Origin of the sequence: Sphingomonas sp. QA11 (assembly GCF_028473665.1) — a bacterium.
In the GTDB taxonomy this organism is placed as follows: domain Bacteria; phylum Pseudomonadota; class Alphaproteobacteria; order Sphingomonadales; family Sphingomonadaceae; genus Sphingomonas; species Sphingomonas phytovorans.
The window spans coordinates 5,459,705-5,482,805 of the sequence record NZ_CP098774.1; the positions used below are offsets into that span (position 1 = coordinate 5,459,705).

Below are 23,101 nucleotides of genomic sequence, written 5' to 3' on the forward strand. Positions count from 1 at the left end.
TTTGCGGGCCAATTTCTCGATCAAGCCGTTACAATGCGTGTCTGCGAATTCCGAAATTGCGGGGGCCACCGAACTTTGGGATTCGCAGCCGTATGTCCCACGCACTGAACCAGGCAGGCTGGCGGAAGATCGCGGCAAGCGACAGCATCAATGCTGGAAGAACCGCTCTCCCGCGCCGCGTTTGATCGTCATCTTCGCTGCCTTGGCCTGTTCGCGCGGCACGCTTTCCGTATAATATCTGACGCGGTGCCTGGGCGGATCGCTCCAGAACTTCCATGCGAACAGCACGACGCGATCGGCAGCTTTTATTGTTTTTCTGAGTAGTAGCGCGGTCAACCACAATGGCATGGATATGGGAAGGAATAGTAAGAATATTCTTCGCGTTGTTCGGCGCCAGGATCTTGGTGATCCTAGCCCAGGCCATAAAGGTCGAGTCATTTCAACAATTCCTCGAAAGATATGGTGGACCATGCGCTGCTGCGGCTGGCCATCGACAGTATCAATTCGTCTTCTATATTTGAGAGAGTGTGACCAATCGCGGTAAGGGCAGATTTAACGGCTTTATAATTGGCTTATATTTGAACCATTTCGGTCCATTTGCTGTGGGAAGGAACGTGAAAGGGGGCCCCGTTCCGATGCTGCTGCCCAGCGTCGGAATATGAAGCGCGTGCCCGCAGATGCCGACCCGGCTGTGCCTTCCCATTGGTCAGGGTCATCGACGGACGGTAAGAAGGGTCCGCATAGAGGGAGAAAGCCGTCTTGATCCAGGCAAAGCATCTGCTTGTCCTGCTCGCCCTGCCGTTCGGCGTCGCGGCGGGGCAGGGCGGCCCCGAACGCAGCGCATTCGGCGTCACCGCCGACGGCCAGCCGGTCGAGCGCTATGTGGTGCGCAACGGGCACGGCACGCGGCTGGGCGTGCTGACCCTTGGCGCCGCGATCGACGAGATCAGCGTGCGTGACCGTGCGGGGCGTATCGCCAATGTCGTGATCGCGCTGCCCGACGTAGCGGCCTATGAGGCATCATCGACCGTCGGATCGGTGATCGGGCGCTATGCCAACCGTATCTCGCATGGTGGCTTCTCGATCGACGGCGTGCGCTATCCGTTGTCGCCCGATCCGACCGCCATCGTGTCGCACGGCGGCAGGAAGGGTTTCTCCACGAAGCTGTGGAAGGCGGAACCCTGCGCCACGCCGGACTGCCGCAGCATCACGCTGCGCTATCACAGCGCCGACGGCGAGAACGGTTTCCCCGGTGCGATGGACGTGGCGGTCACTTATGCGCTGACCGAGGATGACGCGGTGCGGATCGATTATGCCGCGACGACGACCAGGCCGACCGTGATCAACCTGACGAACCACAGCTATTTCAACCTGGGCGGCGACCGGGTCGGTGGCACTGATGACCAGTTGATCCAGATCGTCGCCGACAGCTTCACCGCGATCGACGACAAGCGCAACGCGACCGGCGAGATCCGTCCGGTCGCCGGTACCGCGTTCGACCTGCGCAAGCCAGTGCGGATCGGGGAACGTGTCGCGTCGAGCGACCCGCAGATGCTGTTGGGCAATGGCTTCGACCATAATTTCATTCTGTCGAAGCCGGCAGGCGACCCGATCCCGGTCGGCGCGCGCGCCTGGGACCCGGCGAGTGGCCGCACGCTGGAGATGCGCACGACCCAGCCGGGCGTGCAATTCTACACCGCCAACCACTTCAACGGGCGGCAGGCGGCGCGCGACGGACGCATGTTACGCCAGGGTGCCGGCTTCGCGCTGGAGACGCAGCATTATCCCGACAGCCCGAACCAGCCGGCCTTTCCATCCACGGTGCTGCGACCGGGCGAAACCTTCCGGTCGACGACGATCTACCGCTTCGGCGTGCGACGCTGATCGCCGCGGCTCGAACCCCGGGGGGTTAGCTCCAGCGCCGGATGCGGCGCCAGTTGCCGTCGACGCGCGCCATGCGCCGTTCGCAACCGAGGCAATGCGAATGCCACTCTCCGGAAACCTTGCGTGCGCCATACCGATCCGGCTGATGCAGGCCAAACAGACATTTCAAGCGCGTGAAGACGCTTGCCTTGAACCACCCCACGAAACGGCAACTCCCTCTGGTGCGACGGCCTGGCGGCGGATATTTCCCGCCACGGGCCGATCCGGCTGATGGCGGGCCCCCTAGGCGACGGTACCGCTCGCCGCAACATCGGGGTGCGGCGGGCTTCCCTGGGGCAGGCAAGGGTCCGGGTACGAGACGGACGAGAATTCCGGCTGGTTTTCACGTGATCACCGCGATTTCCATGGTCCTCATGCGCCGTCGCCAAATCGACGTTGCCGCAACGTTAGGGATTCTTTCCGCGCGACCTTCGTGTGCGAAGCCGTCATGAACGGCCGAACCGGCGGGGCCTATGGCTGAATCGATCAAGGGGAAGGATGGACCGCATGCGCGCCTCGCGCCGCGGTTCAAGACGTTCCAGCCGGCCTCGATCGAATGCAACGGTACGAAGCGGCGCGCCCATGTCCTCGATGTTTCTTCCCGGGGCGCCCGGCTCTATTGCGCCGACGCGCTCACGGTCGGCTCCTATCTCGCGCTGAAATGCTGCGATTTCACGCTCTGCGCCCGCATCGTCTGGGCGAAGGAGCAGCGCTTCGGCGTCGAGTTCCAGTTCCCGCTGCCCGATGCGCACATCCGCCGCATCATGGATCCTGCCGCCCGCAACCGTTAGCGACGCCCCCTTTTCGTCGACAGGAACGACGCGGAAGATGGCGCGTTTGGCCGGTACTTCGCTCGAGCAAGCGAAACCTCATGGGAGAAGGGTCATGGCCGAGATCAACAGCGACGAGAAAGTCGTGGTCGCCAAGAGCAGCATCAATGTCGCCAACATCATCATCGCCATCGCTGTGTTGATCGCGGTGCTCGGTTTGTTGAAATATATCGGCGCATCGCCGTTCTGACGGTGTTTAAGCCCCGGCTGAGGGGTTTTCTTCAGGGTCGCAACTTGCTGGAATCCGGTCGGCTTGTCCGGTTGTCCACAGGATTCCGTTTCGATGCCGGAACGCGCGGACGCCCTTGTCGTTGATCCGGACGCGAAAGCGAAAAGGGGAAGCGATGAACTACGCTGTTGTGGCCGCCCCCGCGGCCTTCAGGTTGCGTCCGGGTTCCACCTGCCTCCGCGCCGTCGGAGCCGGCCCAGGCGAAAGCCTGTGCACCAGGCCGCGCGGTCATCTCGGGCCGTGCCGGCACATGCCGGCGCACATGATCGAGATAGCCTAACCGCGGTCGAACGCGTCGATGATCGGGCAGGGGCCGGCCCCGCTCGCGTCGCAGGCTTGTGCCAGTCGCGTCAGCGCGCTCCGTGCGCGCTGAAGCTCGGCGATTTTTTCGTCAAGCGCGGCAAGCCGCTCCGTTGCCAGCCTCCGCGCCCGATCGCGGTCGTCGGTTGCATCGAGGGCGAGCAGCTCGCTTATCTCCTCAAGCGTGAAACCGGCGCCCTGCGCCGAGCGGATGAAGCGCAGCCGCCGGACATGATCAGTGCCATAGCGGCGAATGCCGCCGGCAAGGCCCGAACCACCGGTGCGTGCCGGCTCGTCGATCAGGCCGCGGCGCTGGTAATAGCGTACCGTCTCGACCCCGACGCCGCCTTCGCGCGCCAGCCCCGCAATCGTCATGTCAGTCAACGCTTGACTCCGTACCGTGGTCCGGACCCCATATGGGCCGGGTTCGATCGCGCACAAGCTGGAGATGCCAAGATGACGACCCCGCCGGCCAGGACGGCCATCCTCCATCGCATGGTCATGCAGGACCATGTCTGCCCCTGGGGGCTGAAGGCGAAGGACCTGCTTCGCCGCCAGGGCTATGCTGTCGACGACCGCTGGCTCACCACGCGCGAGGAGACCGACGCGTTCAAGGCCGAGCATGGCGTGAAGACCACGCCGCAGACCTTTATCGATGGGCGGCGGATCGGCGGCTATGACGATCTGCGCCGCTTCTTCGGCAAGAAGGTGCGCGACCCCGGCGCGACCAGCTATCGCCCGGTGATCATGCTGTTCGCGATGACCGCGCTGATGGCGCTGGCGGCGAGCCAGGCCGTGTACGGCACGCCCATCACCATCCGGGCGGGCGAATGGTTCATCGCCTTCAGCATGTGTGTGCTCGCGCTGCTCAAGCTGCAGGATGTCGAGCGTTTCTCGGCGATGTTCCTAAACTATGATCTGCTGGCGAAGCGCTGGGTGCCCTATGGCAGCATCTATCCCTATGCCGAAGGGCTTGCGGGCGTGCTGATGGTGTCAGGCGCGCTGACCTGGCTGTCGGTGCCGATCGCCCTGGTGATCGGCGGGATCGGCGCGGTGTCGGTGTTCAAGGCGGTCTATATCGACAGGCGCGACATTAAATGTGCGTGCGTCGGCGGCGACAGCAAGGTGCCGCTCGGCTTCGTATCGCTGACCGAGAATGTGATGATGGTGGCGATGGCGCTGTGGATGGCGCTCGGGGCGGGCGCCATGGCGACGATGTGAAACGGGGCGTGTGCGCCGAGACGGTTATTCTTTCGCCTCGGCCAGCGCCTTCATCGTTTCGATCGCGCCCTGGAAGCGCGGGTTGATACGGTTGAACTGCGCCTTGCGAACCTCGTCCGACGGCATCAGGGCCGCGTCGTAGATCAGCGTGTAGACGATCCGCGACGTGGCCGCGCCGGCAGGCTCCACCGCCAGCGTGCCGTTATAGGCGAAGCCCGCCATGCCGCCCGCCGTCTGGCTGTAGGTGTAGGAATGCGGCGTGCTGGCGACCATCGGTTCCAGGGTCGTGTCGTTGAGGCGCCGGATCGTGCCGACATCGCCAGTGCCAGAGACGATCTCGCATTTCAGCTTCAGCCATTCGGCGATGGCGCAATAGCCGCCGACCCGTTTCCACACCGCATCGGCCGGGCGATCGACCAGGATTTCCTTGCGGATCACGACATAGTCGGATGCCGAGGAAGGCGCGGCGGCCATCATCAGGGCGGAGGCGAGGGCAGCGCGTGCGATCATCGATCATCCTGTCCGGTGGTGCGCGCTTTCCTATGGCGATTGCCGGAGGATGCCAAAGTGATTGTTCGGGAAAATTGCCCGTGCGCACCGACATTCCTTCCGGGCGAAGGGAAAAGGGTTCACGCCGTATCGGGTTTTACCGGCTGGGGATGATTGGGTTCAAGGATCAGCGTCCGCCCCTCGACCCGCCAGGATTTGAGGCGCGACAGGAAGTTCATGCCGATCACGTCGGTATCGCCGAACGCGGGCGAGACGACCACGGCCAGGCGTCGCGCGACAATCGTGCCGAAGCGCAGCTCCGGAATCGTTCCGGCCTGGGCGTTGACCATGCCGTTGGCGGTGCGCAGCACGATGGGGAAGGGCGTCTCGTCCACCTCGATCCCAGCCTCGGCCGCGGTCTGGGCGGAAAGCGCGGTCACCGTCGCGCCGCTGTCGACCAGCATGCGCCGCTCGACCCCGCCGATCCGCGCGCGGATCCAGAAATGGCCGTCGTCAGCCATGCGGATGCGGACCTCCTTGCCCACCACTTCCTGTTTGTCGGTCTGGAGCAGGCCGGCAACCTTGGTCAGATAGGGGTCGAAGCGCCCACGATCGCGCACCAGCATCACGACTACCGCGCCCAGCACGCCCCAGATGACGAGCGTGGTCAGCGTCCGCATCACCGGCAGGCGCCGCCCGATCACCGCCGCGACGATCAGGCCGGCCAGCAACAGATAAAGGGGCGTGGTGGCGCCAAGATAGGGGAACATTCTGCCTCTTCGTCCAGGCGGGCAGTCGGGCCGCCACGTGTGAAATGTCTATCCGGCTTTCCATGTATGAAGCCTGACCGCCAGGAAAAGACCCGGAGCGATTGGAGGCGGTGCCCTTTATCGGGCGTTGCCGATATGAAGGTTCAGGCTGATGTCGCGCGGCTGTCCATTTCCGGACGGGGTCGTTCGGAAATGGACGGGGTCGCCTCCCACTGACAGCGACAGGCGCAGCGACCGGAACTCAAGCCCCGCGCTGAGCCGCGGGGCGGGTGCGATGCAGAGTGTCAGGGCGAGCACGCACAGCGCCGCTACCTTCAGTAAGGTGCCGCGTGTCATCCGGGTCATGGCAAGGGGTTCCGCATTGGCCATTGTTCAGCAGGAACCGTGCCACATGACCCGGCGTAAAGAATCGTTTCCGGCGACGATTGTGCGACGAAATCGACGGAACAGGGTGGAACTGTTTCACATTCGGGACGTATAGAGCCCCGCCAACCGCATCAGGCTCACACCTAGTCGGGGGTAAAACCAGGCCGGATCGGACAGCATCCTCCGGCCTGGTTTTCTCGTGCCCGCTTCTTTCGGGTGCGTAACGTCCCGCCCGCGCCGCGCTTCGCCGAACATATACCGCCTGCCGCTTGATGGGCCGGCCCGCCTGTGATTTGGGCCTCGGCCACCGGGCCCGGGGCCCGTGGCGAAACCATGAGCGGGACAATCGATGTTTGGTGCGATCGCGTTTGCCTATGGCTTGCTGACCAGCTTCGTCCTGTCGGGCGCCAGCCGGAACCACAGGCTGAGGCGGCCCAACCCGCCTATGCTGGTCTATGTCGGCCATGTCTGCTTCGGCTGCTCGGCCGGGCTTTCGGCAATGCTCTTCCTGCACGCCGCGCAAACCTTGATCGAGTGAAACGCGAACGGGGCAGCCGCTGCCGCCCCGCCCCTGTGCCTGACCCTCTTCTAAGGGTCGGTTAGCGGATCGACCCGCGACGTACCAGGTTGACGATCGCGAGCAGCACGACCGCGCCAAGCAGCGACACGAGGATCGTCGCGATGCTGTATCCGCCGCTGGTAATCGGCGGCACGCCAAGCAGCGGCGACAGCAGGAATCCGGCAAGGACCGCGCCGACGATACCGACGACGACGTTCAGGAAGACGCCCTGCTGCGCATCGGTACGCATGATCATGCTGGCGACCCAGCCGATTACGCCGCCGACGATCAAGAGAATAATGAGACCCATCTTGCTCTCCATGGTTATGGAACAGCGCGGAGGCTTTCGCGGGCGCGCAGGCCTCGCTTGCGGGGCCTTGATATAGAACGGTCAGGCGCGCGTGACGTTCCCCATTTGGTTGCTACAACGCCAGCGAAAGCTGGTTTGCGTCGCGCCCTGGCGAATCCCGGTCCAGTTCCTCCAGGATCGTCCTGGCAAGGGTTTCGGCCGCCCGCGCGCGCAGGCGCGGATCGCGCACCGTGATGTCGATGCGCGCCCAGGCCGGTGCCGCCAGGATGACGGGGGCGATGTCGGCGGCGGCAAGATCTGGGGCGAATCGGCTCATGGCGGCATCGTAGATCAAAACGAGAACATCGCAAAGGCACGAAATGCTCTGCCAGCCCCCGAACCGGTCATGCGAATTTGGGTGACGGGCCGGGATCAGTGCTGGTGATCGTGACGTCCTGCTCGCCGAGCGATACGGCGACCACTGAAGATGCCTCCTCCAGGCTGGCGCCGGCAAGGTCGATATGGACGGGTGCCATGCCAAGCTCGGTGCGGTTCTCCTTCAGCGCGGCGAAACATTCGGGCAGGGTCGGGTAGAAATCGCCATGCGCCACCGGCGCGCCGGCACGGCCGATGCGCTGCCATGTCCAGGTGCCCGATGCAGGCGCGCCGGAAACCGCGCGCGCGCGGAATACCTCGTAGAAATGCCTACACGCCATAACGACTGTAACCGGGATCGATCCGGATGGTTCCTGTGCGCGCCGACATCGCTTCTCTCTCGGATCGGCCTGTGGCGGCCGGGATGACCAAGGTTCAACCGCCGAAAGCGCCATCCGCGCCATCCGCCGTCTCCGGCCGTTCGGCGGGAAGGGGCGTCGCACCCGCGCGCGGTGGTTTCAAATGAATTGCGTGTCATGACAGTTCGATCCGCCGCGGGATCGACGACGCCGACGCGGCCATATCTGTGGTTCCGCCTGGCGGGCAAAGTCGCCGCGGCGGCGTTGGTCCTCGCGCCGACGACGCGGTCGCGCTACACGGCCGGAATGTCGCGCGGTCCAGCCCCAAGGGATAGTTTTCTAGGCCTGCGCCGCAAGAGTGGGACGCCCGTCTGGCTGTCGCTGGTCTGGCGGGTGCTGCTCGCGCTTGGGCTGATCGGCATCGCGCTGGCGGTCCACTGGCTCGACCGCGACGGGCTGCGCGACAATATCGATGGCTCGATCACCTTTGTCGACGTGCTCTATTTCACGATGATCACCATCACCACGGTCGGTTACGGCGATATCGTGCCGGTCACGCCGCAGGCGCGGATGTTCGACACCTTCGTCGTCACGCCGATAAGGCTGTTCGTGTGGCTGATCTTTCTTGGCACTGCCTATGATTTCCTTCTCAAGCGCGTCTGGGAGAAATGGCGTATGAGCGTTATCCAGCGGCATCTGAGTGGCCACATCGTTGTCGCCGGCTACGGCACCAGCGGTACCGAGGCGGTGTCCGAGCTGATCCGACGCGGCGCGGATGCCCAGACCATCGTCGTGATCGACGAACGCGCCGCCGCGCTGCGCCATGCCGAGGAACGCGGCGCGGCCGTGATCGAGGGCGACGCGACCCGCAACGCGACGCTTGAGGCGGTGAAGATCGACCGGGCAAAGGCGATCATCATCTCGGCCGGGCGCGACGATACCTCGATCCTGATCGTGCTGACCGCGCGCCGCCTCGCGCCCCATGTCCCGATCAGCGTCATCATCCGGTCGGAGGACAATGAGGCGCTGGCGCGCCAAGCCGGCGCGACGACCGTGATCAACCCCGCCAGCTTCGCCGGGCTGCTGCTCGCCGGCTCTACCCATGGTCCGCACATCGCCGACTACATGGCCGATCTCGCCGCCGCCGATGGCCGGGTCGCGCTGCACGAACGGCCGGTGACGGCGGACGAGGTGGGCAGGCCGCTGGCTCAGATCGGAACGGGGCTTGGCGTGCGCATCTATCGCGGCGATCGCGCCTTCGGCTTCTGGGAGATCGAGGCCGGGCATCTCCAGCCGGGGGATTCGATCCTCGAAGTGGTGCCGCGCTCGCCCGAGGAATCGCCGGGCTGAGGCCCTGCACGGAACTCCGGCGACTCTCGCGCATTGATTGATCGGAGAGCGTGGGTGCCAGAGTGTGCCAGGATGCGTAGAGTAAAGCGGACGCCGCCACGCGGGTTGTTTCACGATGATAGCCGTTTTCCGGGCGGCGTCGCCTTTTTGATCCTGATCGTCCTATCGGTCGCTCTTTGGGCATGGCTGATCTTATCTCTCGCCTGACATCGTGAAGATCGATTCCGGCGATACGGATCGCGCCGGCAGCTTGAGCCAGATCATTGCGCGCCCGTTTCCATCGGCCGATGCTGCTCCCGACAAGGAGTGATGCGCGCATGGCTATGTCGGTTGATATCTCATGGAACGAGGATGCGGTCGCGGCGATGCGCCCGCGCGACTGCGACAGGGCGAGCGGTGACCTGGAGGTTGTGGCGCAGGGGCCGCTGACACGGGTGATCGACGCTATCGCGGCAGGCTTCGCCAGCGATATCGGGCGGATGCGGATATCCTTCCCGGATCGGCGCCAGCCGCCCTATCGCTATGAAGGCGTCGAGATCGCGGCGCTGCTGGCGGAGCGCGCGCGCGTCGCGGCGGTCGCCCGGCTCAATGCCTCTGCTGCGCCTGCTGCGACATCCGGTCGACCCAGGCGATCCCGATCGCGGACAGGATGAAGGCCATGTGGATGATGGTCTGCCACATCACCCCGGTCTCGGTGACCCGGCCGGTGGGCAGGCCCAGTGAACCCGCTTCGATGAAGGTTCGCAGCAGGTGGATCGACGAGATGCCGATGATCGCCATCGCCAGCTTCACCTTCAGGATGCCGGCATTCACATGGCTGAGCCATTCGGGTTCGTCGCGATGGCCCTTCAGCCCGAGCCGCGACACGAAGGTCTCGTAGCCGCCGACGATCACCATCACGAGCAGGTTGGAAATCATCACCACGTCGATCAGGCCGAGGACGACCAGCATGATCTGCTGCTCGGTGAATTCCCACGCGTGCATCACGAGGTGCTGCAGTTCCTTGAGGAACAGGAACACATAGACGCACTGGGCGAAGATCAGCCCGACATAGAGTGGCAATTGAAGCCAGCGCGAGCTGAAGATCAGCATCGGCAACGGCTTGAGCTGGATGGAGCGTCGGTCGGTCGGATCGGGTGTCATGGGCGGAGCATATGGTTGCCCGGCCATGGCGGCAACCTGAACGGGGGTGTTAACGGCGCTATCCGGACCCCAGGGAAAATTGCGAGCAGGCGGCTTGCCATGGCGCCGCGAGCGGACCATTTCGCTGCCTCGATCCTCCATCATCCGTCTGCGGCGTCATGCCCGGGCACAACCGGGCAGAACCGTGACCGACCGCGCACCGTCCCGACCCGCACTTTCCCCGGAAGGCACCGGCGTGATGCTGGGGGCTGCCGCCTATGTGTTCTGGGGCGTCCTCCCCTTGTATCTCAGGCTGCTGCGGCATGTTCCGGCGGGCCAGATCCTGGCGCACCGTGTCCTGTGGTCGGTGGTGATGCTGGTGGTGGTGACGCTGCTGTTCCGCCGGGTGCGGACGATCGTCGCGTCGGTGACCTGGCGGACCCTGTTGCTGCTTTCGGCGAGCGCCTCGCTGATCGCGCTCAACTGGCTGGTCTATATCTGGGCGGTGCAGAATGCCCATGTGCTCGACGCGAGCCTCGGTTATTTCATCAATCCGCTGGTCAATGTCGCGCTTGGCGTGATCGTGCTCAGTGAGCGTGTGCGACGGACCCAGTGGGTCGCGATCGCGCTGGCGGCGCTGGGCGTCGCGGTGATGGCGCTCTCCAACGGCGGCAGCATCTGGATCTCGCTGGCGCTCGCGCTCACCTTCGGTTTCTATGGGCTGATCCGCAAGGTCGTGGCGATCGACGCGCTGGGCGGCCTGCTGATCGAGACGATCCTGCTGGCGCCCTTCGCCTTCGGGCTGCTGCTCGTCGCGCATGGCGGGGGCGAGGGGGTTTTCGGCCGGGAGGTGGCGACCGACCTGTTGCTGATACTGGCCGGGGCGGTCACCGCAGCGCCGCTGCTGTTGTTCGCCGGCGCGGCGCGGCGCATGCCTTATGCGGCGCTCGGCCTGCTCCAATATATCGCACCGACCCTGCAGTTCCTGATCGCGATCTTCGTTTTCGGCGAGCATCTGCGTCCGCACGATCTCGCCGCCTTCGGGCTGATCTGGATCGGGCTGGCGGTCTACGCCGCCGACGGTATCAGGACGGGCCGCGCGGCGCGGGCAAGTGCCGCGCCGGAGCCGGCGGCGCGCTAGACGCTGGACCGGGGTGCACGGCGGCGGCGTGAGCCCAAGCTGTCGAAGAATTGGGACCGCCGCCGTGCACCCGCGCGTTAGCATCGCGATCGAGGCAGTTCCTTTACATCCGCGGGAGAAATCGCGCCGCCCGCCCGGTTTATTGTGCTGCGGTGCAGCAAATCATGACGCAGGCGTATCGAATCAGGATTTGCCGGCGTGATCCCCATATTCCCAGTCATAGGGAACGCCCGTATCGCCAAGGATGAACCCGACCAGGTCGGTATAGCTCGCCTCGGCCCGCACGTCGTTGGACAGGATCAGGACGCAGCGCTGGCCCCGTTCGATACAGACCATCGTATTGGCGGTCTGCTCGTCATGGCCGCCCTTGAAGAAACCATGGCCCTGCGGCCCGTCGAACACGATCACGCCGAGGCCCGCCGCCAGACCTTTGCGGCGTTGCCCGACAGGCAGGTCGGGCGCGAGGTTGGGGAACTGGTGCGCGGTGGCGATCGGCAGGCTCGGCCTGACCATCTCGGCGCGCGACGCCGGGGACAGGCCGTCGCCGCGCGCCAGCGCAGCGACGAATAACGACAGGTCGGCGATGGTGGTGTCCATCGATCCGGCGACGCGCACTTTCGATCGCTGGTCATGCGTGACCGGTTCGCCCTTGTCGTTCCAGCCATCGGCCAGGTTGGGGCTGAAATCGGGGCGCCATTTCAGGCTGGTGCGGACCATGCCGAGGCGCGCGAAGATCGTCCCGGTCAGGTCGCCGACATCGACACCGAGCCCTTGCGCCTTGCGGCCATTCTCGATGGCGAACTGCAACAGGCTGAAACCCTCGCCCGAATAGCTGAAGCGCGTGCCCGGATCGAAATGGATGTGCAACTTCTCGTCGGGTTCGAGGAACCAGAAATTGCGGAAGCCGGTCGAATGGGTCAGCGCCATACGCGGCGTGATCCGCCACCAGCGGTCGTCGCCGATAAGGTCCTTGTACGGGCCGTATTTGCCCGGGGCGATCGCGTTGCTGTCATACGCAGTCAGCGGCTGGTCGAGATCGGCCGTGATGGGCGTGTCGAGCGCGATGGCGCCCCGATCGACCAGGGTCAGCGTCGTATAGGCCATCACCGTCTTGGTCAGCGAGGCGCCGTACATCACCGTGTCGGTCAGCAGCGGATCGCCCTTGGCGTTGCGGGCGCCATAAGCCTGGACATAGGCCACCTTGCCCTTGTCGATCACCGCGATAGCCATGCCCTTCGCGCCGGTCTTCGCCATGGCGGCGTTGACCTGCGCGTCGATCGCCGCGGGTGGCGGGAGTTTCTGGGCGGGCCTGGCACTGGCGGAGGTCGCGACAAGCAGCATGAGGCAAAAGGCAAAAGGGCGCATGCCGTGAGCCTAGCCGCCGCCCGGCGGTTTCACCATCGGACATGGCACCATCATCATGTTTATTGTGCAATGCAGCAACAATCGGGGCTATGATCCGTTGATGATCATGCGGACGAGTCGTTCGCCCCAGGGGAACCGATCCATGCGTACGCTTTCCGACACGATCACCCGGCTCGCCGCCGCCCAGTCGGGCATGGGCCTGCCAGGCGCCGCGGGCAAGGACCGGTTGACAGACATGGCGATCACCGGCGCCAATCCGGGCCAGCTCGTGGCACGCGCTTATGTGCCGGAAAGCCTGGAGCCCGGCGCACCGCTCGTCGTGGTGCTGCACGGCTGCACTCAGAACGCGGCGGGCTATGATCAGGGATCGGGCTGGTCGACGCTTGCCGACCGCCATGGCTTCGCCCTGCTCTATCCCGAACAGCAACGTGGCAACAACGCCAACCTCTGCTTCAACTGGTTCGTGCCCGAGGATATCGGTCGTAACGGGGGTGAGGCGCTGTCGATCCGTTCGATGATCGTGCAGATGATCGCCGAACAGGATCTCGATCCGTCGCGTGTCTTCGTGACCGGGCTGTCGGCGGGTGGCGCGATGACGGCGGTGATGCTGGCGACCTGGCCTGAACTCTTTGCCGGCGGCGCGATCGTCGCCGGCCTGCCCTATGGTTCGGCCACGACCATGCCCCAGGCGTTCGACCGGATGCGCGGCCATGGCGCTCCGGCGGGGCCGGACCTGGCGACGCGCGTCAGCCAGGCATCGGGCCATGAGGGGCCGTGGCCGTTGCTGTCGGTGTGGCATGGGAGCGCCGATATGACGGTCGCTGTCTCCAACATGGACGACATCGTCGATCAATGGCGCCTTCTCCAGGGAATCGACGCCGAGCCTGCCCGCAGCGAAACCATTGGTAATCATGGCAGGCGCATCTGGACCGACGCCAAGGGGAAGGTCCGGATCGAGGCGCACACCATCGCCGGCATGGGCCATGGCACGCCGATCGCGCCGGACGAGGGCTGCGGCGCTGCCATGCCGCACATGCTCGATGTCGGGATCTGCTCGACCAGCCACATCGCCGCCTTCTGGGGTATCGCCGATCCGGCCGCTGCGAAGGCGCGAATGGCAAAACCAGCGCCCCGCGCTGCCCGCGCGGCGGATGCCAGGCCTCCGCTCGCGCTGGCCGGGACACCGCAGGTCGAGATATCCGGCGTAAAGAAGGTGATCGAGGACGCGCTGCGCGCTGCGGGGCTGATGCGCTAGACGAAAGGCATGGCCGTCAACGATCGGCGCAGAGATGCTCGCTTGCTGCCGTTCGTATGGCGTCGGTCAGATAATGGAGCGAGGTGGCGTGCAGACGCGCCGCCGTCCAATAGAGCTTTACGTCAAGCTGCAATCCCGGTGGCAGTTCCATCAGTCGATTTTCGGCGACATGGGGCCGGACCAGTGAAACAGGCTGCATTCCCCACCCGATCCCGGCCAGCGCGAAATCCACAAAGCCATTCGTTGATGGCACCCGATGGGCCGCGGCGTTCAGCGACACGCGGTACGTTTCTTCGGCCCAGCGGGTCTGGAGTCTGTCGCGTCGGTCGAAACGCATGCAAGGCGCGCGCGCCAGGGAACTGGCGTTCACGCCCTCGGGGAAATGCCGGCCCATGAAGGCGGGACTCGCATAGGCGCCATATCGCAGCGCGCCCAGCAGGATCGTTTTGCAACCTTGCACCGGCTCGGGATCGCTGGTTACGGCCGCCAGCACCTCTCCTGAGCGGAGCCGGTCGGCGGTGTGCGCCTCGTCCTCGACCGTCAGGTCGAGCAGCAGGCCAGTTGCCAGCGTGAACGCCGCAGCGGCACACGGGAACCATGTGGCCAGGCTATCCGCGTTGATCGCCACCTTGAGTGGCGGTCGTGGTCCGGCTTGCCCGGCCATCGGGGCCAACGCCGGCGCGAGATCGGCTTCCAGCAATTGTACCCGATCGAAATGGGCGCAAAGCGCCAGGCCGGGTTCCGTGGCGGTACATGGCTGGCCACGAACGATCAGAATGGCCCCAAGCCGTTCCTCAAGCCCCCGGACGCGTTGCGAAACCGCCGAGGGGGTGATGCCAAGCCGGTTCGCCGCGCGTTCGAAGCTGCCTTCGAGCACCACTGCCGACACGGCGGCCAGGGCGGGATAATCAAGCATCGATGAAGCAATGCTTCATCGGGGTTAGAAGAACAAGCTGTCCTAATGTCGATGCCGCGGCCACATCGCTGTCATGATCAACAGCTTCAATGCCTTTTTCAGTGGTTTTGCCCTGTCGGTGGCCCTCATCATGGCGATCGGCGCCCAGAATCTCTTTGTGCTGCGGCAGGGCCTGAGGCGTGAGCATGTCGGCCCGATCGTCCTGTTCTGCGCCTGCGCGGATGCGATGCTGATCGCCGCCGGGGTCGGCGGCGTGGGGGCGTTTCTCGCCGCTCTGCCGCAACTGGCGAAGCTGCTGGCGATCGGCGGTGCGGGCTTCCTTGGCTGGTATGGCGTGAAGGCGCTGCGCCGCATGGCAGCGCCTGATGCGATGTCGGTCAGTGTTGGCGGAGGGCTCACGCTCGAACGCGCGCTTGCCGCCACGGCCGGGTTCACCTTCCTCAATCCGCACGTCTATCTCGACACCATATTGCTCATGGGCGCGGCGGGGTCGGCCCAGCCGGCCGGCTTGCGCCCGATCTTCGTGGCCGGTGCCGCAACCGCCAGCTTCGCGTGGTTCGCAGCGCTTGGTTATGGCGCGCGCATCTTGCAGCCGCTGTTCGCGCGCCCGGCGGCGTGGCGCGTGCTGGATGCCATCGTGGGCGTTACGATGCTCACGCTCGCGGCGTCACTCGTCCTGCGTGCCGTCTATCCGTCCGGATAATCGCGGCGGGCGCAATGTCGCCGCATGTGCCGCTCGATCCCGTCATGGCGAGCCCGTGATCCTGGCAAGGGCAATACGCGTATGGTGCTGAAAATAGCCGAGGAACGAGGCCATGAAGGCCAGAAACGCGCACGTCATGCGTGATGACGGGAGGATGTGGCTGCCCCCGCGCGGAGGCGCGTCGAGCAGGCCAAGGTGATAGCCGCTCTCCAGCGTTCGTATCAGGTTCGAGCGCGAGCCGCCGAACTGTTTGGCCGTGGCGCGCATGTTGAGCGAGACCGGTTCGATACAGGCACGGCTTTCGGTGTGCATCGAACGCAGCACCAGATTCTCCATCATCAGCCATCCACCGTCGGTCGAGGCGAAATGGAGGACCTCCGGGAAAGGGCCGAGAGCGTCCCATCCGTCAAGCAGCCCCTCAGCGCCGCTGGTGCGCATATATCGGCCAAGCTCGGGGTGGCGTGCACGCAGCGCGAGCAGTGCGCCTTCGGGCGCGGCCGAATCTATCGAGGCAAAGATCTGATCGTTCCATTGCTCGACAGTCGCCATGAAGCGCGCCGTGGGTTCAAGATGGACCACCCGGGAGTCGATCGGGGAGCGCACCGCCGATAGATAACCGCCCAGCTTCATGATGTTCAAAAAGGCATAGACCCGGCCGGGGCTCGCCAGTTTCAGCCGGGCGCAGCTCTTCTGCAGGTTGGTGACGGTCAATCCGGTTCGCGGATCGAGCGCGTCGCGGGTGTCGTGAAGATAGAGCGTGATCACCAGCATCTGAAAGCGCCAGACCTCGGTCACCACCCGGTTGAGGATGAGGTTGTGCGCGAAGAAGGGCTGCATGGTGCCTTCGTGGCGGCGGACCCCGTCCAGAAAGGCCGGACGATCCCGAAAGGCGACAATCCGGGCCCAGTCCTCCGCCGTGGTGCGGCTGGCGAACAGCGCGTCATGTGCACGGATATCGAGATATTCGGTCATGGATCCCACCCGCCTAGCGAACGCCCGGCTGAGGCAGGTTGGAGATCCGTCAACTCAGCGTTTCTGGTGGAAATCACAATACATACAAATTTGGGCCCGAAGAAGCCGAATTGCCCCAAAATTGGGCCAAAATATCATTCTCGTTTCTGCTTAGTAAATCGGAGCAGCATTGATGTTTCCGGCTGAAATGCGAAAATATTATGGCAGTTGCCGTGACAAAAGTGCGTGCTGTGTTTTGATTTTCATTCTTCAAAATGAGAAAATTCGGAGATGGTGAAATGACGAAGCATCAGAGCCCGCGGGATTTCGTTGCGGCGAGCGGCAGCGATATTTCGGAGAAAGAGGCTGAATTCGCAGTGGAATTTCTTGGAGGACAGGAAGAAAGGTACAATATTGAAGTCACCGTTGCGGGTATCGGAGGCTATCTGAAGGTGACGATAAATATGGATGTCAATGGCAGGAGCTGGTTCTTCGAAGGGAATGCCGGGGCAACCACCCTTGTCGCGGTCGGAAAATATTGGGGCCATTGCTACACGAAAGATGTGGGGCGGCTGACAAAAGACTCTCGCGGCTTCAATATAAATGCGGTCAGCATTTTCCCCGCGGGCTATGTGAACGTCAATTTCTTTGATGGGAGCAGCAACTTCCTGGGCCATGCGCACGCTGGCGGGTTGACGAACCTGACCTGTACGGGCGGCGGTACCGGTTCCTGGAGGTAGATCTGCTTTCTTACCCCATGCCTGCGAAGTGGTCACGTTCGCTCGAGCGTGGCCAGCCTGGCCGGGTGGTCCTGCCGCCCGGCCAGATCGTGTTCCGCAGCGTACCGGAATAGCCGTCGGGCCTCAGGCAGGAGGATCATCGACCGGGGTTTTGCTCCCGGTCTCCAGCGGTGGCACAGTGGGCGCCGGACCAGGCAATGCCATGCCGGCGCATCGGTCCGATGATGTGTGGGAGGGCCGATGCATCCTGTCGAGACATTCGAACTCGTCCTCGCCCTTCTTGCCGTCGTCGTGGCGTTGCATTGGGTGGCGCGGCGCATAGGCCTGCCGCCGGCCACGGCGTTGCTCGTCGGCGGCGGCGCGCTTGCCTTTGTTCCCGGGCTGCCCCCGGTGGCGCTCGACCCCGAACTGGCGCTGGTGCTCTTCCTCCCGCCGCTGCTGATGGACGGGGCCTATTACACCGCTTTCGGCCGCTTTCGGCGACACCTCCCGGGCATCCTGTCGCTCGCCGTCGGCGCTGTCGTGTTCACAACGCTGGCGGTCGGCTTCGTCGTGCATTGGCTCGTCCCCGGACTCCCCTGGGCCGCCTGTTTCGCGCTCGGCGCGATCGTGTCGCCGCCGGATGCCATATCGGCCCGCGCCGTGCTCCAGGGCGTGACGCTTCCCCGGCGGCTTTCGGCGCTGCTCGAGGGGGAAAGCCTGCTCAACGATGCGACCGGCCTGGTTCTCTTCCGCTTCGCCGTCGCGGCGACGTTGAGCGGCCTGTTCGATACGGGAGCGGCGGTTTCGAGCTTCTTCTTCCTCGCGCTCGGCGGGGTCGTCGTCGGTCTCGCTGTATCGGCGGTATGGATGTTCGTCGTCCGCCGCCTGCGCGACCAGACGCTGATCATCATGGCCAATACGCTCATGTGCTGGATCGCTTATAGTGCCGGCGAGGCGGCTCATGTGTCGGGCGTGATCGCGACGGTGGCCGCCGGGCTGGTGCTTGGCTGGTACCAGCATATCATCCTCCCGGCACAGGTCAGGCTTCGCGGCGGCGCCTTCTGGCAGACTCTGGTCTTCGTGCTGGAGGCGCTGGTTTTCATCCTGATCGGCTTCTCGCTTCGCGGCGTGCTTGATCGCGTCGGCGGAATCGAGGCCGTCTCGACGACCATGGCGGTTCCCGTGCTGGGCGTGGTGCTGGCGGTCACGGTGACGCGCTTCGCCTGGATCTTCGGCAGCGACGTCCTGCTCGCCGCGCTTCGGGGCATTGGGTTGAGGCGCGCGCGGCCCCTGGGCGTGCGCCAGGCGACGGTGCTGAGCTGGGCAGGCATGCGAGGGGTCGTGACACTGGCGGTCGCGTTGACCCTGCCTGAATCGATGCCGGGCAGGGACCTGATGCTCGTCATCGCCTTCGCGGTGATCTTCGCCACCGTGGTCATCCAGGGGACGAGTCTGGGCTGGCTGATCAGGCAGGTCCGCCCGGTCGACCGGGACCCCCCGGCAAAAATGAGCATGGCTGAATCGGAAGCGGCCATCGCCCGTGCCAGGAATGAAATGGTCGAGGCGCATGCCCATGCGCCGGACGGAACGCTGGTCCATCCGCAACTGCTGGCGCAGTCGCAAAAGCGCCTGGAAATCATCGAGCGTTACGCGGCCGACGCCGACAGGTTCATGGAGGGTGCCCGGACTCATTTCGAGGTCGTGCTGATTGCCCTTGCCGCCGGGCGTGCTGAACTGATCCGTATCCACCGCGCGGGACTGATCGAGGATGAAGTGCTTCACGAACTGGAGCGCGATCTGGACGTCGAGGAACTCGGCATCATCCTTCAGCGCGGCGATTAGAGCCTGTTCAGCAACGCTGAAAAGGTGCGGGAGCGGGCCGGCACCGATTGCGAGATTGAAAGCCTCCCGCCAACTTCATTCGCGGCGCCTCGATCCACGCAACTCTCCTTATCCCGGGCGCCTTGTCGCACTGTCGCCGGATCGCCGGCCGTTGTCCGCCGGAGGCGGTGGCTCGGTCCCTTTGACGATCTCCTCCTTCGTCGCGATGAGGTCGATGCGCTGGCGCGGGCCATGGGAGCGCTTCCTCCGGTTCTTGGACCGGCGCCGTTTCTGCGAGTGGGTGACGGCGGCCTTGATCAGCGGCAGCAATATGGTCGCGCTGCCGGCGATGACGGCGATAGCCCCGAACCCGATGACGACCGGAATCATCGTGGGCCGCTTGTCATGGTGAATGCCGGCGCGGGGCAAAGGCCCCGGCCCGAAGCAGAATAGGTCATTGGTTCTCCCGCGCGATCCGCTGACGCTCCTGGCGAAGACCGTGCCTTCCCCCGAAAGCGATTCTCGTCATTCGTCGCCTTCTTTCCACAAATCGCGGGGCTGCGCGAGGGGAGCGATGCCGCCTTGCGCAGCGAGTCGCGTCAGGGCGGGAAAGAGCCCCGGCCAAAAAGGGGGGAGGCCGGGGCTCCGCATGGGCGCGAAAGGGGGTACCCACACTCGAATTGATTAACTAAAATTAATTAATTTTTGGTTAATTTCCCGTTCGCTTTAGCGGAAAACCGCCAATTTGGCGTCAGAACGGATTAAAATCGGGGTGGATGCCCGGCGCATGAAGAGCGGCATGGCGCTCTCGTTTTCAGGCCGGCTGCCGCGGATCAGCGACCCTGCGGCACGCGATAATTTTTTGTTCCGCTGAATCGGGTAGCGCTGCCTTAGGCCCCTCGATCAGCTTCGCCTCGTCCCCCTTGGTCTGCCACATCAGGCTCCGGCCTGGCGCCCGGCCGGTTTCGGACCGGTATTTGTTGTCCGTATCGGAAAGCATGTTGGTCAGCTCGAACGTCGCGGTGCCGATCGTCAGGTGCATCACGTCCCAGGCCAGGTCATGATCGACCAACACCGCCAGCCCGCCAGCGCAGCTATAGCGCGCCGTGCCTTCGACCTTGCTGGTATCGCGTGTCGGGGCTGCGGTGCCGCCATTGGCGGTGGCCGGCAGCGCCAGCAGAGGGTCCGCCGGTATTGCCGGCGTGTCCATCGCACCATGGGGTCTTGAGTCGCGTTCGCGGTTTTGCGTGGCGGGCTGTTCCGGCGTCGGGGCGCTGCAACCGGCCATGAACAAAGGTGCCGCAACAATCATGGCCAACCGGAAACGCATTCAAATTTCCCCGAGGGTCGGCACCTTCCTGACGAAGAAGCCTTGCCCCGGGGCGCTAGCACAGCCGTGCCGCGATATTCTAGGCGGCCAGCTTGAGGATTTCCGCCTCGGCGCTGTCGATCGCCTGTTGGCGCTGCGGCTCGCCCATGGCGACACCCTCCGCGCGGATGAAGCTGATGTCGGTGATGCCGAAAAAGCCGAACACGCCGCGCAGATAGGTTTCCTGATGGTCGAGGAACGCCGCCTGGGTATCGGCGCCGTAGAAGCCGCCGCGCGACGACGCGACGATCACGGTCTTGCCACCGGCAAGGCCCTCGGCGCCGTTCGCGCCATAGCGGAAGGTACGGCCTGCGACCGCGAGACGGTCGATCCATGCCTTGAGCTGGCTCGGGATGCCGAAATTATACATCGGCGCGCCGACCACGATAACATCCGCATCGAGGAATTCCTCGAGCGCTGCCTGGCCGGCCGCGAGATCGCGCTGCAGTGCTTCGGCTTCGGGCACGGCACCCTGCGCCGCGGCGAGGTGAAGGCCGGAAAGGTGATCGACCGGATCGGTGGCGAGGTCGCGGCGGACGATCCCGATGCCGGGGTGCAGCGCCTGTTGCTGGGCGACGATCGAGGCCGAGAGGTGACGGCTCACCGAGCCCTGGCCGAGAATGCTTGAATCGACGTGGAGGAGCTTCATGATGGAATCCTTCGCAACGGAGTGCTGAAAAAAGGTCTGGTTGCGAAGGTCCAGATATGCCCTGGCGATATAGCGCAAAAGCCTATATGTTACGATGCATTCCATCTGGGAATACGATAGATGCTTGACTCAGTCTCGCTGGATCAGTTGCGGACGTTCCTCGCGGCGGCGGAGGAGGGAAGCTTCTCCGCGGCTGGTCGCCGGCTCGGCCGGGCTCAATCGGTGGTCAGCCAGACGCTCGGCACGCTTGAGCGGCAATTGGGGGTCCAGCTGTTCGACCGCAGCACGCGCTATCCGGCGCTGACCGAGGCGGGCAGCGCGCTGCTGCCCGAAGCGCGGGCGGTGGCTGGCCGGATGGATTCGTTCAAGGCCCGCGCCCGCGATCTGGCCGGCGGGCTTGAGCCTGAGCTGTCGGTCGCGCTCGACGTGATGTTCCCGATCCATGTCTTCGCGCGCGCGGTCACCGATTTTCAGGCGACCTTCCCGCACACGCCGCTTCGTGTCCGCGTCGAGGCGCTGGGCGCGGTGATCGAGCCGGTGTCCGGCGGGCGCGCGGCTTTTGCCGTGGTCGGCACCCTGCCGCTCGTCCCGGCCGATTTCGTGCAGGAAAGGCTCCTGTCGATACCGCTGGTGATGGTCGCCGCACCCGCGCATCCGTTGGCGCAGCGCACCGGGCCGATTCCGCGCGCTGATCTTGCCGAACATGTCCAGCTTGTTCTTACAGATCGGTCCGATCTGTCGCTCGGCAAGGAATTCGGGGTGCTTTCGCCCAGGACCTGGCGCATCGCCGATCTCGGCGCCAAGCATGCCTTTCTGCACGCCGGGCTCGGCTGGGGCAGCATGCCTTCCCCGATGGTCCAGGCCGATCTCGCCGCGGGCCGATTGGTCGAACTGCTGCTCGAAGACGGCTGGCCCGAGGGCAATCTGCTGCCGATGCTCGCGGTCCATCGCAAGGACATGCCGCCCGGCCCAGCCGGACGCTGGCTGATCGAGCAACTGAAGGACACGGTCAACCGCTGTCCCGGGCACGGGTGAGGGGATGGCGGAGCATCCGGTCATCGTCTTCGACGCGCTCTGCGTCCTGTGCTCCGCCAATGCCCAGTTCGTGCTGAAGCATGATCGCCGGGAGCATTTCCGCCTGGCATCGATGCAGGGGGAGGCCGGCGCTGCCCTGTACCGGCGGTTCGGCATCGACCCGGCGAATCCGGAGACGATCATCCTGGTCGATGGCGATGCTGTCAGGCGGGACAGCGACGCAGTGCTGGCGATCTATGCGGTACTGGGCTGGCCGTGGCGCGCGGCGGCGGTGTTGCGCCTGGTCCCGCGGTTCCTGCGCGATCCCGTCTACCGGTTGATCGCGCGCAATCGCTACCGGCTGTTCGGGCGACGCGCGACATGCTGGCTGCCGACGGCGGAGCAGGCGCGGCGGGTGCTGTGAGCTCGATACCCGATCTCGCGCCAGGTGGCAGCGACCGGACGGCAGGCTTCACCCTGTGCCGCGAGTACCTGTCATTCGCGCGCCAGACGGCTCCGCAAATCGATCACCCATTGGCGCTGGTCCTCCGTGTCGGGCACCGCGATGCCGCGTGCCGACCTGATCAGGGCGAAGGCCCGGTCCGCATCCATGCCCTCCAGCACCAGCAGCGAGGCAGCCATCAGCGACGACCGGCCGACGCCGGCGCGGCAATGCAGGACGACTGGCTTTCGCGTTTCGCTGACTTGCCGCAGGAATGCCAGCGCTTCACCGCTGTCGGGCACGCAGCGGTCCGGGATCGGAAAGGAGCTGAAGTTGATGCCGCGCGCGATGCACAGGTCGTGCTCCCGCTGAAGGCCGAGCTCGGTCACTTCGTCGGGTTCGAGCAGGCTGACGACGAGCCGAACCCCGGCGCGGTGCCAGTGATCGATCTCGTCCTCGATCCAGTCCCCGGCGCGGGGACGCGCGGCGATGGCGATCGGTTGCAAAAAGGGGTGTTCGATCCAGTAGATGTCGGATGCCATGCATGTCTCCTGACAAAAGGAATGCCGGG

30 protein-coding genes are annotated in these 23,101 nt (G+C 64.8%); 14 read left to right on the forward strand and 16 right to left on the reverse strand.

The genetic code is table 11. The features are described 5' to 3' along the window. Positions 1-147 precede the first annotated feature (147 nt). Positions 148-288 carry a hypothetical protein gene (locus NDN01_RS25250; RefSeq protein WP_272624975.1) on the reverse strand — a complete coding sequence of 47 codons (141 nt, stop codon included), beginning with the start codon at positions 286-288 and terminating at the stop codon, positions 148-150. Between the two features lie 471 nt (positions 289-759). Here NDN01_RS25250 and NDN01_RS25255 point away from each other — a divergent pair, with 471 nt between their 5' ends. From NDN01_RS25255 to NDN01_RS25265, 3 genes are all read left to right on the forward strand, one after another. Beyond that, positions 760-1,884, forward strand: coding sequence for an aldose epimerase family protein (locus NDN01_RS25255; protein ID WP_272624976.1), 1,125 nt, complete (start codon positions 760-762; stop codon positions 1,882-1,884). A 512-nt stretch (positions 1,885-2,396) separates the two neighbouring features. After that, entirely contained in the window at positions 2,397-2,714 is a 318-nt protein-coding gene (locus NDN01_RS25260; protein WP_272624977.1) for a PilZ domain-containing protein, read from the forward strand. A 94-nt stretch (positions 2,715-2,808) separates the two neighbouring features. Next, on the forward strand, positions 2,809-2,943 hold the full coding sequence (locus NDN01_RS25265; RefSeq protein WP_272624978.1) for a hypothetical protein: 135 nt from the start codon (positions 2,809-2,811) through the stop codon (positions 2,941-2,943). Between the two features lie 315 nt (positions 2,944-3,258). Here the strand turns inward: NDN01_RS25265 and NDN01_RS25270 are convergent, their stop codons facing one another. Then, positions 3,259-3,657, reverse strand: coding sequence for a MerR family transcriptional regulator (locus NDN01_RS25270; protein WP_272628417.1), 399 nt, complete (start codon positions 3,655-3,657; stop codon positions 3,259-3,261). An 81-nt stretch (positions 3,658-3,738) separates the two neighbouring features. On the opposite strand from NDN01_RS25270, the gene NDN01_RS25275 reads away from it, so the two are divergent. Next, complete coding sequence (locus tag NDN01_RS25275) at positions 3,739-4,503, forward strand: glutaredoxin family protein (RefSeq protein ID WP_272624979.1); 765 nt, start codon at positions 3,739-3,741, stop codon at positions 4,501-4,503. Between the two features lie 24 nt (positions 4,504-4,527). On the opposite strand, the gene NDN01_RS25280 is transcribed toward NDN01_RS25275, so the two are convergent. The 3 genes from NDN01_RS25280 to NDN01_RS25290 all read right to left on the reverse strand — a co-directional run bounded on the left by NDN01_RS25280 (position 4,528) and on the right by NDN01_RS25290 (position 6,107). Continuing rightward, positions 4,528-5,013 carry an SRPBCC family protein gene (locus tag NDN01_RS25280; protein ID WP_272624980.1) on the reverse strand — a complete coding sequence of 162 codons (486 nt, stop codon included), beginning with the start codon at positions 5,011-5,013 and terminating at the stop codon, positions 4,528-4,530. A 119-nt stretch (positions 5,014-5,132) separates the two neighbouring features. After that, positions 5,133-5,762, reverse strand: a complete 630-nt coding sequence (locus tag NDN01_RS25285) for a retropepsin-like aspartic protease family protein (protein ID WP_272624981.1) — start codon at positions 5,760-5,762, stop codon at positions 5,133-5,135. A 117-nt stretch (positions 5,763-5,879) separates the two neighbouring features. Beyond that, positions 5,880-6,107, reverse strand: coding sequence for a hypothetical protein (locus NDN01_RS25290; RefSeq protein WP_272624982.1), 228 nt, complete (start codon positions 6,105-6,107; stop codon positions 5,880-5,882). 370 nt (positions 6,108-6,477) lie between these two features. On the opposite strand from NDN01_RS25290, the gene NDN01_RS25295 reads away from it, so the two are divergent. Further along, the gene (locus tag NDN01_RS25295) at positions 6,478-6,666 is read left to right on the forward strand and encodes a hypothetical protein (RefSeq protein WP_272624983.1); all 189 of its coding nucleotides are present in this window, start codon (positions 6,478-6,480) and stop codon (positions 6,664-6,666) included. A gap of 61 nt (positions 6,667-6,727) precedes the next feature. Here the strand turns inward: NDN01_RS25295 and NDN01_RS25300 are convergent, their stop codons facing one another. The 3 genes from NDN01_RS25300 to NDN01_RS25310 form a co-directional block, all read right to left on the reverse strand. Continuing rightward, complete coding sequence (locus NDN01_RS25300) at positions 6,728-6,997, reverse strand: GlsB/YeaQ/YmgE family stress response membrane protein (protein WP_272624984.1); 270 nt, start codon at positions 6,995-6,997, stop codon at positions 6,728-6,730. 112 nt (positions 6,998-7,109) lie between these two features. Next, positions 7,110-7,313 carry a DUF6771 family protein gene (locus NDN01_RS25305; protein WP_272624985.1) on the reverse strand — a complete coding sequence of 68 codons (204 nt, stop codon included), beginning with the start codon at positions 7,311-7,313 and terminating at the stop codon, positions 7,110-7,112. 67 nt (positions 7,314-7,380) lie between these two features. Then, positions 7,381-7,692, reverse strand: coding sequence for a hypothetical protein (locus NDN01_RS25310; protein WP_272624986.1), 312 nt, complete (start codon positions 7,690-7,692; stop codon positions 7,381-7,383). A 324-nt stretch (positions 7,693-8,016) separates the two neighbouring features. Between NDN01_RS25310 and NDN01_RS25315 the strand changes: the two genes are divergently transcribed. Together NDN01_RS25315 and NDN01_RS25320 are read left to right on the forward strand one after the other, a co-directional pair. Then, positions 8,017-9,060 carry a potassium channel family protein gene (locus NDN01_RS25315; protein WP_272628419.1) on the forward strand — a complete coding sequence of 348 codons (1,044 nt, stop codon included), beginning with the start codon at positions 8,017-8,019 and terminating at the stop codon, positions 9,058-9,060. Between the two features lie 317 nt (positions 9,061-9,377). Continuing rightward, positions 9,378-9,713 (forward strand): hypothetical protein, encoded by a 336-nt coding sequence (locus NDN01_RS25320; RefSeq protein ID WP_272624987.1) that lies wholly within the window; start codon positions 9,378-9,380, stop codon positions 9,711-9,713. Here NDN01_RS25320 and NDN01_RS25325 read toward each other — a convergent pair. Next, positions 9,646-10,203, reverse strand: a complete 558-nt coding sequence (locus tag NDN01_RS25325) for a TIGR00645 family protein (RefSeq protein ID WP_272624988.1) — start codon at positions 10,201-10,203, stop codon at positions 9,646-9,648. The two genes, NDN01_RS25320 and NDN01_RS25325, sit on opposite strands and share 68 nt — an antisense overlap. Positions 10,204-10,387: 184 nt before the next feature. Between NDN01_RS25325 and rarD the strand changes: the two genes are divergently transcribed. Beyond that, positions 10,388-11,323: an EamA family transporter RarD gene (rarD, locus tag NDN01_RS25330; protein ID WP_272624989.1), complete on the forward strand. Its 936-nt coding sequence runs from the start codon at positions 10,388-10,390 to the stop codon at positions 11,321-11,323. A 183-nt stretch (positions 11,324-11,506) separates the two neighbouring features. Here the strand turns inward: rarD and NDN01_RS25335 are convergent, their stop codons facing one another. Continuing rightward, positions 11,507-12,688, reverse strand: coding sequence for a serine hydrolase domain-containing protein (locus tag NDN01_RS25335; RefSeq protein ID WP_272624990.1), 1,182 nt, complete (start codon positions 12,686-12,688; stop codon positions 11,507-11,509). A gap of 142 nt (positions 12,689-12,830) precedes the next feature. Here NDN01_RS25335 and NDN01_RS25340 point away from each other — a divergent pair, with 142 nt between their 5' ends. Further along, positions 12,831-13,943: an extracellular catalytic domain type 1 short-chain-length polyhydroxyalkanoate depolymerase gene (locus NDN01_RS25340; RefSeq protein ID WP_272624991.1), complete on the forward strand. Its 1,113-nt coding sequence runs from the start codon at positions 12,831-12,833 to the stop codon at positions 13,941-13,943. A 16-nt stretch (positions 13,944-13,959) separates the two neighbouring features. On the opposite strand, the gene NDN01_RS25345 is transcribed toward NDN01_RS25340, so the two are convergent. Further along, the gene (locus NDN01_RS25345; RefSeq protein WP_272624992.1) at positions 13,960-14,859 is read right to left on the reverse strand and encodes a LysR family transcriptional regulator ArgP; all 900 of its coding nucleotides are present in this window, start codon (positions 14,857-14,859) and stop codon (positions 13,960-13,962) included. A 73-nt stretch (positions 14,860-14,932) separates the two neighbouring features. Between NDN01_RS25345 and NDN01_RS25350 the strand changes: the two genes are divergently transcribed. After that, positions 14,933-15,562, forward strand: a complete 630-nt coding sequence (locus NDN01_RS25350) for a LysE/ArgO family amino acid transporter (protein ID WP_272624993.1) — start codon at positions 14,933-14,935, stop codon at positions 15,560-15,562. 42 nt (positions 15,563-15,604) lie between these two features. Here the strand turns inward: NDN01_RS25350 and NDN01_RS25355 are convergent, their stop codons facing one another. Beyond that, on the reverse strand, positions 15,605-16,534 hold the full coding sequence (locus tag NDN01_RS25355; protein ID WP_272624994.1) for a hypothetical protein: 930 nt from the start codon (positions 16,532-16,534) through the stop codon (positions 15,605-15,607). Positions 16,535-16,812: 278 nt separating this feature from the next. On the opposite strand from NDN01_RS25355, the gene NDN01_RS25360 reads away from it, so the two are divergent. Both NDN01_RS25360 and NDN01_RS25365 read left to right on the forward strand, forming a co-directional pair. Beyond that, a complete protein-coding gene (locus NDN01_RS25360; RefSeq protein WP_272624995.1) occupies positions 16,813-17,253 on the forward strand; it encodes a VapA/VapB family virulence-associated protein in 441 nt (146 codons plus the stop codon). Between the two features lie 240 nt (positions 17,254-17,493). After that, positions 17,494-19,077: a Na+/H+ antiporter gene (locus NDN01_RS25365; RefSeq protein WP_272624996.1), complete on the forward strand. Its 1,584-nt coding sequence runs from the start codon at positions 17,494-17,496 to the stop codon at positions 19,075-19,077. Positions 19,078-19,185: 108 nt separating this feature from the next. On the opposite strand, the gene NDN01_RS25370 is transcribed toward NDN01_RS25365, so the two are convergent. The 3 genes from NDN01_RS25370 to NDN01_RS25380 all read right to left on the reverse strand — a co-directional run bounded on the left by NDN01_RS25370 (position 19,186) and on the right by NDN01_RS25380 (position 21,074). After that, on the reverse strand, positions 19,186-19,446 hold the full coding sequence (locus NDN01_RS25370) for a hypothetical protein (protein ID WP_272624997.1): 261 nt from the start codon (positions 19,444-19,446) through the stop codon (positions 19,186-19,188). Positions 19,447-19,870: 424 nt separating this feature from the next. Next, positions 19,871-20,386, reverse strand: a complete 516-nt coding sequence (locus NDN01_RS25375) for a hypothetical protein (RefSeq protein ID WP_272624998.1) — start codon at positions 20,384-20,386, stop codon at positions 19,871-19,873. A gap of 79 nt (positions 20,387-20,465) precedes the next feature. Next, on the reverse strand, positions 20,466-21,074 hold the full coding sequence (locus NDN01_RS25380) for an FMN-dependent NADH-azoreductase (protein ID WP_272624999.1): 609 nt from the start codon (positions 21,072-21,074) through the stop codon (positions 20,466-20,468). Between the two features lie 120 nt (positions 21,075-21,194). On the opposite strand from NDN01_RS25380, the gene NDN01_RS25385 reads away from it, so the two are divergent. Together NDN01_RS25385 and NDN01_RS25390 are read left to right on the forward strand one after the other, a co-directional pair. Beyond that, positions 21,195-22,109 (forward strand): LysR family transcriptional regulator, encoded by a 915-nt coding sequence (locus NDN01_RS25385; RefSeq protein WP_272625000.1) that lies wholly within the window; start codon positions 21,195-21,197, stop codon positions 22,107-22,109. Positions 22,110-22,113: 4 nt separating this feature from the next. Continuing rightward, positions 22,114-22,512 (forward strand): thiol-disulfide oxidoreductase DCC family protein, encoded by a 399-nt coding sequence (locus tag NDN01_RS25390; RefSeq protein WP_272625001.1) that lies wholly within the window; start codon positions 22,114-22,116, stop codon positions 22,510-22,512. A 71-nt stretch (positions 22,513-22,583) separates the two neighbouring features. Here NDN01_RS25390 and NDN01_RS25395 read toward each other — a convergent pair whose 3' ends face one another. Continuing rightward, a complete protein-coding gene (locus tag NDN01_RS25395) occupies positions 22,584-23,072 on the reverse strand; it encodes a protein-tyrosine phosphatase family protein (RefSeq protein ID WP_272625002.1) in 489 nt (162 codons plus the stop codon). Positions 23,073-23,101 lie beyond the last annotated feature (29 nt).